Genomic DNA, 14,723 nt, shown 5'->3' with positions numbered 1-14,723 from the left:
GCAGCCTCTTCTTCGGAAGCAGCTCTGTTTTTTCACTTCTGCACACGCCAGGACGGACCTAAAAACCGAAAAAAGAGCCGTCCCGTTCTGCAGCCGCCTGCCGGTTGGGACAACTCTTTTTTTGACCATCCAAATCCTCATCCACGCTCATGTTACCCCATCACTCCGTGCCCTAAATTCCGGCCAGCACCTGATACCAGATGCCCCGCTTCGAGTACAGTGTCGTACGGACCTCATCCCAGCCGCCCAGATACGAAATGTCGAACAGACCCGCAGGCACCGGATAACGGCTCTCATTCTCTGCATACACCTGCTCGTCAACTGGCCGGAAACCGTATTTGGCAAAAACCTGCTGTGCCTCCGGCGTGGTCAAATAATCCACTAACGCGTCCGCAGCCTCGCTGGTGCCATGTTCCTCAGCATACTTATCCACGACCGCTGCCGGATTTTCGATCAGGATCGTGTTTTTGGGAATAATCACCTCATACTTGACGCCTTGCGCGATCCGGGCCAGCAGCTCATTTTCATAGGTGACAATCACATCGCCCACCCCGTATTCAAAAGCCGCCATGGAAGCCCGCCCGCTTTTATCCAGAGATTCTACATTGGCATGTACGCTCTCCAGGAAAGCTTTGGCGGCAGCCGGGTCCTTTGCCCCTTCCTGCTCCTCGGACAGCTTCAGGCCTGCCCCATAGATGGCATTGATGTCCCATTGGGCTCCCCCGGAGGTTTTGGGGTTGGGGTAGAGCACCTTCACTCCCGGCTTTGCCAGGTCGGCAAAATCATGAATGCCCTTGGGGTTGCCCTCCCGGGTACCGAGCGCCACCACCGAGCGGGTCACCATCCCGTTCACGCCCCGGTTCTTCCAGTCCGCTTCAACCAGTCCCGCCTTCACCAGCTTGTCGACATCGCCTTCCATCGCCAGCAGCGTCACATCGGCTTCAAATCCGCCAGCAATGGCCCGGGCCTGGGTTCCCGATGCCTCATAAGACTGCTGGAACGTGAGCGTCTGCCCCGTTTTGGCCTTCCACTCTGCCGCGAACAGGGGCAGAATTTCGCCCATGGCATCCTTCGCCACACTATAGGCTCCTACCACCAGCGTAAGATCACCTTGCTGTGGCTTCACAGCTGCAGTTTCTTTTCCATTCCCGCACCCGGCCACCGCCAGCGCGAGTATTGCCAGCATTAGGGCAGCCAGCCATCCGTGCAGTTGTCTGCTCCTTTTGAAAAGCCTCATCCCGGCGACACATCCTTTAGTTAGATAAAGACAGGCATTGGGTCTTCCTTCAGTCCGTTCTCTTGAATCCAGCTCCGCTCGTCGTTGAAAAGGTAAGCACGATGGACAAGCACCGCGATTTCCTGGCCCGGGGTCAGGGTTTCTTTTTCCAGCGAGCGGTAGGTTACCAGCTTATGGCCGTTTACTTCCACCTCAACCAGCCATTCGCTGCCGCGGAAATGCAGATGCTTCACGATGCCCTGCTCCGTTGCCGAGGCCATTTTGAATTCATTCAGGTGGCCTACTTCGATATATTCCGGACGGATCAGCGCCTTAGTAGGCTTGCCGCCGGTGTTGTGGAAGCCCTTCAGCTCCGCAGCGCTCCCGATCAGCGTAGACTCCCCGATAAAGGTCGCCACAAACGGCGTCTTCGGCTCTTTATAGATGTCCCAAGGCGTGCCCTTCTGCTCCAGCCGGCCTTGATTAATAATCATGATCTCGTCAGCAACTTCAATCGCTTCATCCTGGTCATGGGTCACGAAAATGGAGGTGATGCCGACACGCTCAATCAGCTCACGCAGCCATGAACGCAGCTCCTGCCTGATCTTGGCGTCAATCGCTGCGAACGGTTCATCCAGCAGCAGCAGCTGCGGCTCAGGCGCAAGCGCCCGGGCAAAAGCAACACGCTGGCGCTGACCGCCTGAGAGCTGATGCGGATAACGTTTTTCAAAACCCTTGAGACCCGTAAGCTCCACCAGTTCGGCCACGCGGTTCTGGATGGTGTGTTTGTTTGCTTTTTTCACCTTCAGGCCAAAAGCAATATTCTCATACACCGTCATGTGCTTGAACAGCGCATAGTTCTGGAACACAAAGCCGATCTCGCGCTCCTGGGGAGGAAGATTATTGACCGTCTTGCCATGAAAAACAATCTCGCCGCTGTCCGGCGTCTCCAATCCCGCCAGCATGCGCAGAATCGAGGTTTTGCCCCCGCCGCTTGGACCGAGCAGCCCAATCAGATGGCCTTTGGTAATGCCGAAGTTGACGTCCTTCACCGCGTGAAAATCTCCGAAATGCTTATTGAGTCCCCGGACCTCCACATGCATATTAATGCACTTCCTTTCTTCTTTTGCTCCATTCCATAAGCAGCAGCAGACCCGCGGAGAATGCGGCCAGCACCAGCGCTATACCGCCCGCAGCCGTTACATTGAAGTTCTCGACATCCTGATAGACCAGCGTGGTCGCGGTCTGGGTCTTGTTCATGATATTGCCCGAAACAACCAGCACCGCCCCGAATTCACCCAGCGAGCGCGCAACCGTCAGAATCACACCGTAGATCACAGCCCAGCGGATGGAGGGCCAGGTTACCTTCCAGAAGGTGGTCCAGCCATACGCGCCAAGCGTTGAAGCTGCCTCCTCCTGCTGCGAGCCGATCTCCTGAAGCACCGGCATGATCTCGCGCACCATCAAGGGGAAGGTCACAAAGAGTGTGGCAATCACCATTCCCGGAAAAGCATAGACAATCTTCACCCCGATTTGTTCAAACACAGCACCGAGCGCACTGTCCGGACCGAGCAGCAGCACTATCATCAGCCCGCCAATTACAGGAGACACCGCATAGGGCAGATCGACGATACTGTTCAGGAGCCCTTTGACCCGGCTGCCCAGCCAGCTTGCCCTTACCAGATACAAGGCCATCATAATGCCGAACAGCGTATTGAGCAGCGTTACCACCACAACGACGAACCCTGTCATCATCAGCGCGTGCAGCGCCTCCGGCCGGGTCAGTGCATCCCAGAAGCCGCCGAAGCCTTCGCTGAAGGCGCCGATTGTCATTTTCCCGAGAGGTGCGGCAATCAGCAGAAAAAATACAAGATAGGTAAGTCCGATCCACAGCTTTCTCATACTCTTCTCCCCCGCATCTGCAGCATATTGATCAGCCAGAGAATAAGGAAGGACAAGGTTAAAAGAATGATGGATACCGCCGCGGCTCCGACAGGATTGTCACTTTCCACTTCCCCGAAAATGAACACGGAGGATACCAGCGTACGTCCCGGAATATTGCCCGCTACGAGTACGACAGCTCCGAATTCAGCAAGCGCCCGGGAAAAGGCCAGCATGCCGCCGCCGATCATTCCTGGGGCCATGGAAGGCAGAATGACCTGCCGGAATACGCGGCTGCGTGTGGCTCCCATCGTATAAGCTGCTTCTTCCTCCGAAGCGTCCAGCTCCTCCAGCAGCGGCTGCACCGCGCGGATCACAAAGGGGAAAGTTACAAAGACCATAGCAATCACAATCGCCGGCTGGTGAAATACAATTTCGAATCCCAGTGCTTCCGCCATGCCGCCAATCAGACTGCCCGGACCCAGCAGCAGCAGAATCATCAGCCCCCCAACTGCTGTCGGCAGCGCAAAAGGCAGATCAACAAGACTGTTCAGCAGCGCCTTCCCGGGAAATTGATAGCGGATCAGCACCCAGGCAATCATCGTCCCGAGCAGCACATTAATGACCGTAGCAATAACAGCTAATTTGAGCGTCAGCAGTACAGACTTCCAGGCTATCGGATCACTGATACTCCCGGCAAAATTACTGAAGCCAAGCGAAAACGAGTTGTAATAGACCCCCAGTATCGGCAGAACAATCAGTACAACAAAATACAGCAGAATAGTCGTGCGGAATCCCCAGGTCCAGCCCTTGTGTCTAAGCAGCGTATTCAAGAACAAATCCCCCCACCTCCGGCTTACCGGTCGGTATACTCGCCTTTACAGCCATAATTATTCCTATTAATATACTTGGTTTAAAGTTATCACTACTTTACCAAATGCCGCTTGCGCTCGTCAATTACTTTCGTTCGATTTGGGGTAAACTATAGTATATTTATTGTACAGAGAGGGGATAACATTATGCTGCACACTATGGAGATCAGTACCAGCAAACGGGATGAGCTGCGGGACATCACCAGAGAAGTCATATCCTATGTCAAAAAAAGCGGTGTTCAGAATGGCATCATCGTTGTATACTGTCCGCACACCACTGCGGGAATAGCTATTAATGAAAATGCCGACCCGGACGTCAAACATGATGTGCTGATGCGGCTTGACGAGGTTTATCCTTGGGAGCATCCCAAATACCGCCACGCGGAAGGCAATACGGCTTCTCACCTGAAATCCATCACTGCCGGTCCCTCCCAGAGCATCATCATCCATGAAGGCGCACTGCTGCTGGGCCGCTGGCAGGGCATTTACTTCTGTGAATTTGACGGCCCGAGACGCCGGCAATGTTATCTGAAGATTATAGAAGGCTAAACTAGCGTACTCACGTACAGCTTCTATAATATACACCTTGCTACAGCAAAAAGACGGCCCGCACTTCTTGCGGGACCGTCTTTTATTAGAAGGGATAACCCTCTTCACACTTTCACCATTCAAAGTTATACCAATGCAACGCGCTAAACCGAGAAATGTTAAAAAAAACACAGCCTCTATAAACTGCGGCTTAATACCTTAACATGCATAATTGCAGCCTGCCTGACATCCTCGAACGATACCTTATCCTGGATATAATAAGAAATAAATCCGTGTGCGGACAAAAACAAAGTAAGCGGTATGCTCTGCCAGTCCTCCGACACATAGCCCTCTTCTTTCATGTGAGAACGCACAATTCCTGCGAATAACTCAAAACATCGGCCCTGTTCCGCCCGGCAATAAGCCAGAAGCTCTTCGTCACGGATCATGAACATAATCTCATACTGGTAAGGATGATCCAGTCCAAACCGGATAAATTCCAGAATCAGCTGTTCCACCCGCGTCATTCCCGGTTCAGGAGGAGTCTGCATGACTTGATTCAGCAATGTGGCAACATGATTGAAATCCTCGACAACAATGGCGTAGAACAGCTCCGCCTTCTCTTTGAAATGATAATAGAGCGATCCATGGCTGTACCCCAGATGCTGGCCAATGCTGCGCATCGATATTGCCCGGTACCCTTTGGTAATGAATAAATGCCTGGCCGCTTCCAAAATTCTTTCCCTCGATAATTCCTGCTCGACTGCTCTTCTTGCCATATCTTATTCCCCTTCGCTGTAGTAAAGCCGCCGCCCTTCTGTAACCAGCGCTTGCCCCTGGGTAAGATCCGTTATCCATGCCATAAATGTGTCTCCTTCATCATTGCGCGGCAGACACAACAGCGTAACTTTATCCGTAAACAAAGTTTCACCTGTCTGTATGCCTCTTCCTCTAAGCTCGTTCTCAACCTTGCCCAGCCAGGTATAGTCAATTTCCACAAACACCTCACGCCTTAGCACACGGGTGATCACTTCTCCAGCTTCGAGTGCCAGGACAGCGCCGTCCGTATAGGCCCGGATTAAACCGCCTGCGCCTAGCATAATGCCTCCGAAATAACGTGTAACAACAATTGCGACATTTTTAACGTTTTGGCTGCGAATTACCTCCAAAATCGGTTTACCGGCCGTTCCACTCGGCTCCCCGTCATCCGACTGTCTCTGGATCTCGTCCCGCTCGCCAATCATATATGCAGAGCAGTTATGTGTGGCATTCCAATGCTGCTTCTTAATGTTCTCAATAAATTGCACCGCTTCTTCTTCGGTCTCCACAGGCATAACATGGCCGATGAAGCGTGACTTACGGATTACGACTTCCCGGGAACCGGGAGAGCGCACCGTCCGGTATTGTTCCAGCATCATTATTCCATTCCTTACATCCAATTAATATCTTAATATATATTAGGAGAGCAGGCCATGGTATGGATTACCTATGGTCTGCTCCCTGGTGGCTATACTAGTATGAATGATCTGCGGTGACCGGCAGTGTTATTCGGTAAGTCTGGCTTCGAGCTCTGCCTTTTCTTTCTCGTAGCCCGGTTTGCCGAGCAGGGCGAACATGTTCTTCTTGTACGCTTCTACACCCGGTTGGTCGAACGGATTGACGCCCAGCAGGTATCCGCTGATACCGCAGGCTTTTTCAAAGAAGTACACCAGATACCCGAAGGTATAAGGCGTTTGATCCGGGATGGTCACGATCAGGTTCGGCACTTGTCCGTCTGTGTGTGCCAGCATTGTACCCTGGAACGCTTTTTTGTTGACAAAATCCATGGTCTTACCGGTCAGGAAGTTCAGGCCGTCCAGATCATCCGGATCATTCTCGATGGAAATTTCATGCTGCACCTTTTCAACCTGGATCACCGTTTCGAAAATATTACGGTTCCCCTCTTGAATGAATTGTCCCATGGAATGCAGATCCGTGGAGAAATCAACGGAGGATGGATAAATGCCCTTGAAATCCTTGCCTTCGCTTTCGCCGTACAATTGCTTCCACCATTCGGATACGAAATGCAGGGAAGGCTCGTAGTTGACGAGAATTTCAGTTGTTTTGCCCTTGCGGTACAAGGCATTGCGGACAGCTGCATATTGATAGCTCTGGTTGGTAGCCACATCCGGGTTGTTGAATTCATCCGCTGCGGCTGCGGCCCCTTGCATCATTTCTTCAATGTTGATTCCTGCTACAGCAATCGGCAGAAGTCCTACCGGTGTAAGTACAGAGTAACGTCCGCCTACATCGTCAGGGATAATGAACGACTCATAGCCTTCTTCATTGGCAAGCTTCTTGAGTGCGCCTTTCTCCTTGTCGGTTGTAGCGTAGATACGCTTGCGTGCTTCTTCTTTGCCGTATTTCTTCTCCAGCGCTGCACGGAAGATGCGGAATGCGATAGCCGGTTCAGTGGTTGTGCCGGATTTGGAAATCACGTTAACGGAGAAGTCTTTGCCTTCTACAAGGTCAAGCAGGTGTGTGATATATGTAGAGCTGATGTTGTTCCCTGCAAAATAAACTTCCGGTGTTTTGCGTTTGTCCTTGGAAAGGTTGTTGTAGAAGGAATGGGAGAGAGCCTCAATGGCTGCACGCGCACCCAGATAAGAGCCGCCGATACCGATAACGATAAGCACATCGGAATCGCTCTGAATCTTCTTGGCCGCCTGCTGGATACGGGCGAACTCTTCTTTGTCATAAGCTGTAGGCAGATCGATCCAGCCCAGGTAGTCGGAACCTGCTCCGCTCTTGTTATGAAGCTGCTCATGGGCCAGCTTCACCGGAGCGGCGAAGTAGTCAATCTCATGCTGGCTGAAGAAGGAGAGAGCTTTGGTGTAGTCAAAATTAATCTTCTTGGACATCGGTAATGGTTACCTCCTGTTTATCTCTTTGGATTTGATACCGTTTGTTACAACTTTATAAATAGGATACTTTAATTTGCCTTGACTGGCAAGGTCATTAGGCACATCCCGGGCTTTTGAACCATGTTTTCGGAAGTTTCGTGGAAACGCTTGCTGCATAGAGCAAAGGACCGTTTTGTGGAACAAGCCAGGGTGCCGTGATAGAATATATAAAAGCATGCAATTTCAAAGAGCGAAGGTGGAAACGGAATGAAACAGATCGGCTTTATCGGACTCGGAACGATGGGGGCACCTATGGCTTCCAACCTGCTGCGCAGCGGATTTGAGGTTACCGTGTACAACCGGACAGCAAGCAAAAGTGAACCTCTGAGAGCAGAGGGTGCCCGGGTGGCCGCAACGCCGCAAAATGCCGCCGAAGGCAAGGATGTTATTATTACCATGATCAGCAACGATGATTCCATCCGTGAGGTGTTCTACGGCACCGGCGGCATCCTGGCTGTCCTTAAGCCTGGGACCACGGTTGTGGATTCCAGCACGATTTCCCCCGGTTTGGCTAAGGAAATTGCCGCAGCCGTGGAGGAGCGGGGCGGAAGTTTCCTGGATGCGCCGGTAACCGGCAGCAAACCTGCGGCTATCGAAGGCACGCTGGTGTTTATGGTTGGGGGCAGCGCCGGGGTCATTGAGCAGCACCGCGATATCTTCGACTCCATGGGCAGACTGCTCCTGCATATGGGCGGCAACGGCAGCGGCGCTGTCGCTAAGCTGGCTCACAACGCCATGGTCGGCATTCATAATGTCGCGCTCGCCGAAGGCTTCTCCATCGCCGTGAAGTCCGGCGTTCCCGCAGACAAGTTCCTGGAGCTGGTGAAGAATGGGTCAGCCGGCAGCAAACAAGCCGAATTGAAAGGCCAGAAGATCATAGACAATGATTTCAGCAACGAGTTCTCCCTTGCGCTGATGCTGAAGGATCTCAAGCTGGCCTCCTCGCTCAGCGACTCCACAGGCGTGCCCTCCCCCATGCTTGGTGTCGCCAAAAGCATGTTCCAGGCCGGGTTCAACCACGGTTACGGGGAGGAAGATCTGTCTGCAGTGGTCAAATCCTATGAGGAATGGATTGGCCAGAAGATCGGCGGGGACGCAAGCAAGGAATAGGCTCCCAGGCTCCCGCTTAAGTTGAAACCCTAGCAAAGTGAAGTCGGACGCAGCCGCAGTGTAGGCTGCGTCTTCTGCTGCTGTAGTTACCGGAGCTGATCTGCCCGGCCGGATGCTTTGCCCATTTGCCTCCAGCAGAGCAACAAATGGAACTTACCTAAAACACCAAGGAGGACAATTAGATGCTATCCATTGTTTTAGCCGAACCCCAGGATGCTGCCCAGTTAGCGGAAGTCCAAAAAAGAACCTTTGATGAGGATGCACGCCGATTTCAGAACAAGGCTGAAGACGGGCCACCGGGATATGACTCCAGCTCATGGCAGCGCGAGATGATGGAAAAAGGCCTATACTACAAGCTGATTGCTGATGAGCACATCATCGGCGGAATGCTTGTATTCGCTTCACCGGGCGGACAGGAATATCACCTGGGCAGAATCTTCATCGACCCGCTGTATCAGAGCCGGGGGTATGGCCAGCATGTCTTTCATTTCTTATTCAGCACATTCCCCAACGCGCATAAATGGACACTGGACACCCCCTCATGGGCGGTCAGGAACCACTACTTCTATAAAAAGCTTGGCTTTGTGCAGACCGCTGAAGTTGAAACCGAAGAAAGCGGCATAACGCTTATTCAATATGAACGGATGAAGCAGCATTCAGACTGATGTTCAGTTCTCGCTGCTTACTCTTGAGAGCCATTCTCTTGCCATTGCCTTAAACAGCTCTTCTTGCTCCAGATGCAGATTATGACCGGCACGGTCCAGAACCGCAAACGTCGCGTGTGGTAAGGAATCCAATAGCTTCCAGACATCCTTATATCCTGTCATTGAATCCTGCCTTCCTGTGAGGATCAGACTTGGCTTCCCAAAGGGGGCGATAGCATCTGCATCAAAGCTGAAGGGATAGCCGCCGTCCGCTATTATCCGCTCCATGAAGGCTTTGTCCGCCAACTGGAGGCCGCATAGTATCTCATGGCTGTACCGCTCCCATACAGTTCTATCCTGCACAACTGCAATGGAGATGAATTCCTCTCTGTCCGCTGCACTCAACTCTTCCAGCAATTCAGCATCCTGGACCATCACCTGGTGCGGTGGGAGCTCCCTCTTGGAGGATTCAGCAACTACACATGGACAGAGAAGAAATAAACCATCGATTAACTCCGCGTATTCTCCCAGCAGTCCTCTTGCCAGATAACCGCCGTAGGATTGGCCTACAAGAAGAAAACGTTCATTAGGTATTAACACTTCAATCATCATCTTGACCGCACGCAGCATATCATCCGAAGAACGGATCCATTCTGCGGCAGGTGACATTCCCATCCCAGGCAAATCAACATAGATCCGTCTATACTGGTCTTGACTGGAGAATAGAGGTTCCATACAACTCATCATCATCCGGTGATCCGGGCCGTTACCGTGAAGGATCAGCATCGGCTTGCCCTCTCCGGCCTCTTCATAGTTAAACGTTATGTAGTTATCCGAATACAGCATAATCTCACTCCTATGCATATCTGGAATTAGAATAAACAACTGAAAAAAATAATATTCTCCATAATCACAAACATATGTTCCTGTTACAGGATAACAAATTTCCGTTTGACTGGCAAGTACATATACATGAAAAACAAGTAAACGTGGCTTCATGTTCCTCCAAAGATAGCGGGTCCCGTTTCAGCAAGAAATGGAAGGATGCAATGCAGCGCTCAGCATATATGGTGTACATTCGAACCAAAAAAGCCCGCTAATAGCAGGGCTCTATAGGTACATCCAATATGAACTTGTTTGCGATTTATGGGGTATATCCAGGTTCTGGCGGTGTTTGCCCGGATTGCTCAACAGCGGCCGCTGGATCGGCATCCGTTGTATCAGCATCAACTGCTGTACTTTGTGCAGCTTCCTCTATCGGCCACTTGAGTTCTGCCTTTCGCCCGTCAATCCACCACTGCCCGCCGGGGGTCGAGGCCAACAGCCAGGTTCCCCATCTTCCCGAGACCTGGACGGTTTGCGGAGCGAGAACGGTAACCTTAGGGGAGAAGTCATCCGGATATTTATAAGCGGGTGCGCTCACTTTTAATTCAGCAGTGGCCGTGATTTCCTCGATAATCGCCAGCTTTCCCGGAGATGGGTGGATCCATCCCAGCCCTTTATCTGCTTGAACCTGGTACCAGTCACCCTTCCGTGCAATAACCTGAATATTTTGCGGTTGCAGATTGGTCCCGCCGGCTGCAGCCCCGATTGTAGCATAGAGTTCCGTTCCTGCTAGCAGGCTCATGGTTTGCTGCAGATATTGGATCTTCTGCTTCCCCAGCCATAACGAATAGGACTGCAGCGCGGAATACAGCCCAACTTCCTTGTTCTCAGACCAGATTCCGCTAAACTGCCTTAACGGAACACTGCTCTCACCGGCATAATTTGCAATTTCAATCGTAAACCCGGGCCGGCCATACTCCTGAATGAACCAATCCTTATAGCCGCCGCCAGAAGGGTTCTTCTGTGGAGTCACCAGAGAGTATCCCGTCAGGCTGCCCAGGGCCCGGGCCATCGTTTTGTCACGGGTCAGATTGCTGTTCAACGTGTTGAAGTGCCAAAATATGATTTCCCCGGAGCTATGGTAGGAAATTGTAACTTCCGGATCAATCTTATGTGTAAAATCCATCATCGCCTGCACTTCAGGAGCTTGCCCCGGCTTCTGTCCTTTGTAGTTCTGATACCATGGATACTTCACCGCATCCGTAATCGTACTCCACCTCGCCGGATACTGGCGGTTAAGGTCAATTCCCTGCATATTTGCTTTCCAGCGGGAAAAATTAGTGCTGTTTCCGTTATACCGGCGCAGCGTTTGGGCCAGATTCACCGGCAGCCCCGCTGTACCCTGCTGGGATAAGGTAACACCATCCGGGTTTACCATCGGAACCACCCAAATGCTGACTTTATCCAGTAAGCTGCGTACGTTATAATCCGCAATTTCCCCATTGCTATAATAGGCTTGGGCATATGTATCGATCATTTTCATCAACAACGTACTTGTCATCCATTCTCTGGCATGATGCGACCCGTTAAGAAACAGCACGGCTTCCCCCCGGCCCAGCTTCACAGCCCACAGCTGCCGTCCATAGGCGGTTTGTCCCAGCGATTCTGCAGATACCAGATCAGGGTATGCCTTCACTAATCTTTCAATATCCCTTTGCATCACAGTATAGGAATATACCTGGTTGGGGTTCACAATGTTTGCCGATGCCTGTATCGGTCCTGTAATGATGAATAATGAGCCTAGTAGCATAAAACTGAAAAAACCTAGCGTAACCTTATGTATTTCCTTGCAAAAGCATGTCCTTATCACATTCCCATCCCCCATTCAATCTGACTGAGAAGAGTTAATCTCTCTAGTAGCTAGTGGAAGTATATGAGAAGGTAACTTAAGCCGTCAATATTAATAATTGGTAGATTCATCTATGTAAACAAAAAAAAGTGCCCCGGCAACCGAAGCTGCCGGGACATCACTTCATCCTATAGATTCAATTACAAAACCGGGTAAGAACAGCAATAATCAGTTAATGCAAAGACTTCCAGCGCAAACTTGGAGTTGCCGGGAACGTGGAAGGTATCTGTGCCTTTGATGTCTTTCCACACATCTGTACCGGGAAGCAGTACTTTCAGCTCGCCGGACAGAATTTCCATCGTCTCGGGACCTTCCGTACCGAACTCATATACTCCAGGCAGCATGATGCCAAGTGTCACCTTAGTGCCATCCTGCAAAGTAACCGTGCGGCTGGTAACTTTTCCATCGTAATAAATATTAGCTGCTTTTTGAATTGTTGCGTTGGTGAACTGACTCATCTGCTTATTCTCCCCTTTGTCCTTAATCCGTCTATTATAGCAGGGCTTTGACGCGGCTGACTACATTTTCCACGGTAAAGCCGTATTCTTTGATTACCGTATCGCCAGGTGCAGAAGCACCGAAGGTTGTAATGCCAAGAATATCGCCCTGATCGCCAGTGTAACGTTCCCAGCCGAAGGTCTGCGCCATTTCGATAGCCAGACGGGCTTTGACCTCAGGGAGGATAACGGAATCACGGTAAGCTTTATCCTGTTTCTCGAACAGATCCCAGCTCGGCAAGCTGATGACACGGACATCGATGCCTTCTTCGGCAAGAGCGGCCTGTGCTTTTACGGCCAATTGAACCTCAGAGCCTGTTGCGATAATCTGCGCCTGCGGTGTACCGTTCTTGGAATCGGAAACCACATAACCGCCGCGTTTGATGTTGTCGCGCACTCCGTCTACGGTGCCTTGCAGGATCGGCAGGTTTTGGCGGGTAAGCACCAGCGCTACCGGATTTGATGTATTTTCCATTGCATATGCCCAGGCTGCAGAGGTTTCATTGCCGTCAGCCGGACGGATAACCGTAAGACCTGGAATGATGCGCAGGGATGCAAGCTGCTCAATTGGCTCATGGGTAGGACCGTCTTCACCGACAGCGATACTGTCATGTGTCAGCACGTAGGTTACCGGCAGCTTCATAATCGAAGCCAGTCGAACCGCCGGACGCAGGTAGTCGGTGAATACGAAGAAGGTGCCGCCAAATACCTTAAGGCCGCTGTGCAGGGCAATCCCGTTCATCGCCGCAGCCATACCGAACTCGCGGACGCCGAAATAGATATTACGGCCGTCGTAAGAATCCGGAGTGAACTGGTCAAGACCGTTCAGATGGGTCATTGTCGAGCTTTCGAGGTCGGCGGAACCACCCACCAGCTGCGGAACACCTGCCGTAAGTCCGTTCAGAGCATTACCGGAAGCAACACGCGTGGAAACCGCTTTGTCTTCGGCTTTGTAGAACGGAAGATTAGCATCCCAGCCTTCAGGAAGCTCGCCGTTCAGGGCTTTTTCCAGCTGAGCCGCAAGCTCAGGGTATGCTTTTTTGTAAGCAGCGAATTTCTCATCCCATGCTTTGTTGGCGGCAATGCCTTTTTCCTTCACTTCAGCAAAACGTGCCCGGACTTCATCTGGCACATAGAAGTTCTCTTCGTATACCCATTTGTAAAAATCCTTCGTCAGCTTCGCTTCATCTGCTCCCAGCGGGGAACCGTGAGTACCGCCGTGGCCGCCTTTGCCTTGCTTGTTCGGGCTGCCGTAGCCGATGACGGTCTTCACTTCGATCAAGGTCGGTTTGCCGCTCTCGGCCTGCGCCTCGCTAATCGCTTGGCTGATTGCCGGAAGGTCGTTGCCGTCTTCCACACGCAGAACCTGCCAGCCGTAAGCTTCAAAACGTTTCGCTACATTTTCGGAGAACGCCAGGTTCAGCTTGCCGTCCAGCGAGATATCATTGGAATCGTAGAGCACAATCAGTTTGCCAAGCTTCAAATGACCGGCAAGCGAAGCGGACTCGGAGGAAATCCCTTCCATCAAATCGCCATCGCCGCAGATTGCGTACGTATAGTGGTCAATTACATTATGGCCGCCTTTATTATAGGTAGCGCCGAGCTGAGCTTCAGCCATCGCCATCCCTACTGCCATACCGATACCTTGTCCAAGCGGACCCGTAGTCGCATCAACACCTGCAGTGTGGCCGAACTCCGGATGTCCCGGCGTCAGACTGCCCCATTGGCGGAATTGCTTCAGTTCTTCCATCGGCAGATCATAGCCGCTAAGGTGCAGCAGGCTGTACAGCAGCATGGAACCGTGTCCTGCGGACAGCACAAAGCGGTCACGGTTGACCCAAGTCGGGTGTTCCGGATTATGATTCATAGTCTTCGCAAACAGCTGATACCCCATTGGAGCTGAACCCATTGGCATTCCCGGGTGGCCGGAATTCGCTTTTTCAATCGCATCAATGGCAAGTGTGCGGATCGTCGTGATGGCCAGGTTATCCACAGTGGAGTTTTCTTCTTTATGGATTGCTTGTTCTTTTGCCTGTTCAGTCATGAAAATAATCCTCCTCGTAATCAAGAATGTCATTTTGACTATTATTGTATCACTAATGTGGAAGCAATTCCAATTGTTTTTACAGACCCTATGTTCGAACAGCTTATATTTTGCGGCTTCAGCCAAATCTATTCATTTCTATTCATTTATTTTCCCAGAGGCCTTGCAGTGGGCCAAGCCTTAATGCAGCAAAAAAACAGCCCGTTTCTATGAAAAAGAAAAAGCCGCTTCAGCCAATGTAGAGTATGATAGATA

The 14,723-nt window shown here is 51.5% G+C and carries 14 protein-coding genes; 3 read left to right on the top strand and 11 right to left on the bottom strand.

What is annotated here, in order from left to right; genetic code table 11:
* Window positions 1-172: 172 nt before the first annotated feature.
* From BLQ82_RS09750 to cysT, 4 genes are read right to left on the bottom strand one after another with little or no spacing between them, the layout of a single operon-like run.
* A complete protein-coding gene (locus BLQ82_RS09750; RefSeq protein WP_062523863.1) occupies window positions 173-1,237 on the bottom strand; it encodes a sulfate ABC transporter substrate-binding protein in 1,065 nt (354 codons plus the stop codon).
* A 20-nt stretch (window positions 1,238-1,257) separates the two neighbouring features.
* The gene (locus BLQ82_RS09745; RefSeq protein WP_062523862.1) at window positions 1,258-2,319 is read right to left on the bottom strand and encodes a sulfate/molybdate ABC transporter ATP-binding protein; all 1,062 of its coding nucleotides are present in this window, start codon (window positions 2,317-2,319) and stop codon (window positions 1,258-1,260) included.
* A 1-nt stretch (window position 2,320) separates the two neighbouring features.
* Window positions 2,321-3,118 (bottom strand): sulfate ABC transporter permease subunit, encoded by a 798-nt coding sequence (locus BLQ82_RS09740; protein WP_062523861.1) that lies wholly within the window; start codon window positions 3,116-3,118, stop codon window positions 2,321-2,323.
* Complete coding sequence (gene cysT / locus BLQ82_RS09735) at window positions 3,115-3,930, bottom strand: sulfate ABC transporter permease subunit CysT (RefSeq protein WP_062523958.1); 816 nt, start codon at window positions 3,928-3,930, stop codon at window positions 3,115-3,117. The genes BLQ82_RS09740 and cysT overlap by 4 nt, the downstream gene beginning before the upstream one ends.
* Window positions 3,931-4,116: 186 nt before the next feature.
* Between cysT and BLQ82_RS09730 the strand changes: the two genes are divergently transcribed.
* Window positions 4,117-4,518 carry a secondary thiamine-phosphate synthase enzyme YjbQ gene (locus BLQ82_RS09730; protein WP_025706486.1) on the top strand — a complete coding sequence of 134 codons (402 nt, stop codon included), beginning with the start codon at window positions 4,117-4,119 and terminating at the stop codon, window positions 4,516-4,518.
* Window positions 4,519-4,694: 176 nt separating this feature from the next.
* On the opposite strand, the gene BLQ82_RS09725 is transcribed toward BLQ82_RS09730, so the two are convergent.
* The 3 genes from BLQ82_RS09725 to BLQ82_RS09715 form a co-directional block, all read right to left on the bottom strand.
* Entirely contained in the window at window positions 4,695-5,276 is a 582-nt protein-coding gene (locus BLQ82_RS09725) for a TetR/AcrR family transcriptional regulator (protein ID WP_062523860.1), read from the bottom strand.
* 3 nt (window positions 5,277-5,279) lie between these two features.
* Window positions 5,280-5,912 carry a YigZ family protein gene (locus BLQ82_RS09720; RefSeq protein ID WP_062523957.1) on the bottom strand — a complete coding sequence of 211 codons (633 nt, stop codon included), beginning with the start codon at window positions 5,910-5,912 and terminating at the stop codon, window positions 5,280-5,282.
* Window positions 5,913-6,041: 129 nt separating this feature from the next.
* Entirely contained in the window at window positions 6,042-7,397 is a 1,356-nt protein-coding gene (locus tag BLQ82_RS09715) for a glucose-6-phosphate isomerase (protein WP_025706483.1), read from the bottom strand.
* Window positions 7,398-7,646: 249 nt separating this feature from the next.
* Between BLQ82_RS09715 and BLQ82_RS09710 the strand changes: the two genes are divergently transcribed.
* Window positions 7,647-8,549, top strand: a complete 903-nt coding sequence (locus BLQ82_RS09710) for an NAD(P)-dependent oxidoreductase (protein WP_062523859.1) — start codon at window positions 7,647-7,649, stop codon at window positions 8,547-8,549.
* A 182-nt stretch (window positions 8,550-8,731) separates the two neighbouring features.
* The gene (locus tag BLQ82_RS09705; RefSeq protein WP_062523858.1) at window positions 8,732-9,214 is read left to right on the top strand and encodes a GNAT family N-acetyltransferase; all 483 of its coding nucleotides are present in this window, start codon (window positions 8,732-8,734) and stop codon (window positions 9,212-9,214) included.
* 3 nt (window positions 9,215-9,217) lie between these two features.
* Here BLQ82_RS09705 and BLQ82_RS09700 read toward each other — a convergent pair whose 3' ends face one another.
* The 4 genes from BLQ82_RS09700 to tkt form a co-directional block, all read right to left on the bottom strand.
* Window positions 9,218-10,039 carry an alpha/beta fold hydrolase gene (locus BLQ82_RS09700; RefSeq protein WP_062523857.1) on the bottom strand — a complete coding sequence of 274 codons (822 nt, stop codon included), beginning with the start codon at window positions 10,037-10,039 and terminating at the stop codon, window positions 9,218-9,220.
* 298 nt (window positions 10,040-10,337) lie between these two features.
* Window positions 10,338-11,738 carry a M14 family zinc carboxypeptidase gene (locus tag BLQ82_RS09695; RefSeq protein WP_280140360.1) on the bottom strand — a complete coding sequence of 467 codons (1,401 nt, stop codon included), beginning with the start codon at window positions 11,736-11,738 and terminating at the stop codon, window positions 10,338-10,340.
* Between the two features lie 329 nt (window positions 11,739-12,067).
* Entirely contained in the window at window positions 12,068-12,385 is a 318-nt protein-coding gene (gene ppnP / locus BLQ82_RS09690; protein WP_062523856.1) for a pyrimidine/purine nucleoside phosphorylase, read from the bottom strand.
* A 34-nt stretch (window positions 12,386-12,419) separates the two neighbouring features.
* Entirely contained in the window at window positions 12,420-14,468 is a 2,049-nt protein-coding gene (gene tkt / locus BLQ82_RS09685) for a transketolase (protein WP_062523855.1), read from the bottom strand.
* Window positions 14,469-14,723: the final 255 nt, after the last annotated feature.

Source organism: Paenibacillus jilunlii, assembly GCF_900102965.1.
Classification (GTDB): Bacteria; Bacillota; Bacilli; order Paenibacillales; family Paenibacillaceae; genus Paenibacillus_AQ; species Paenibacillus_AQ jilunlii.
This window is presented reverse-complemented; position numbering and strand designations above follow the sequence as displayed.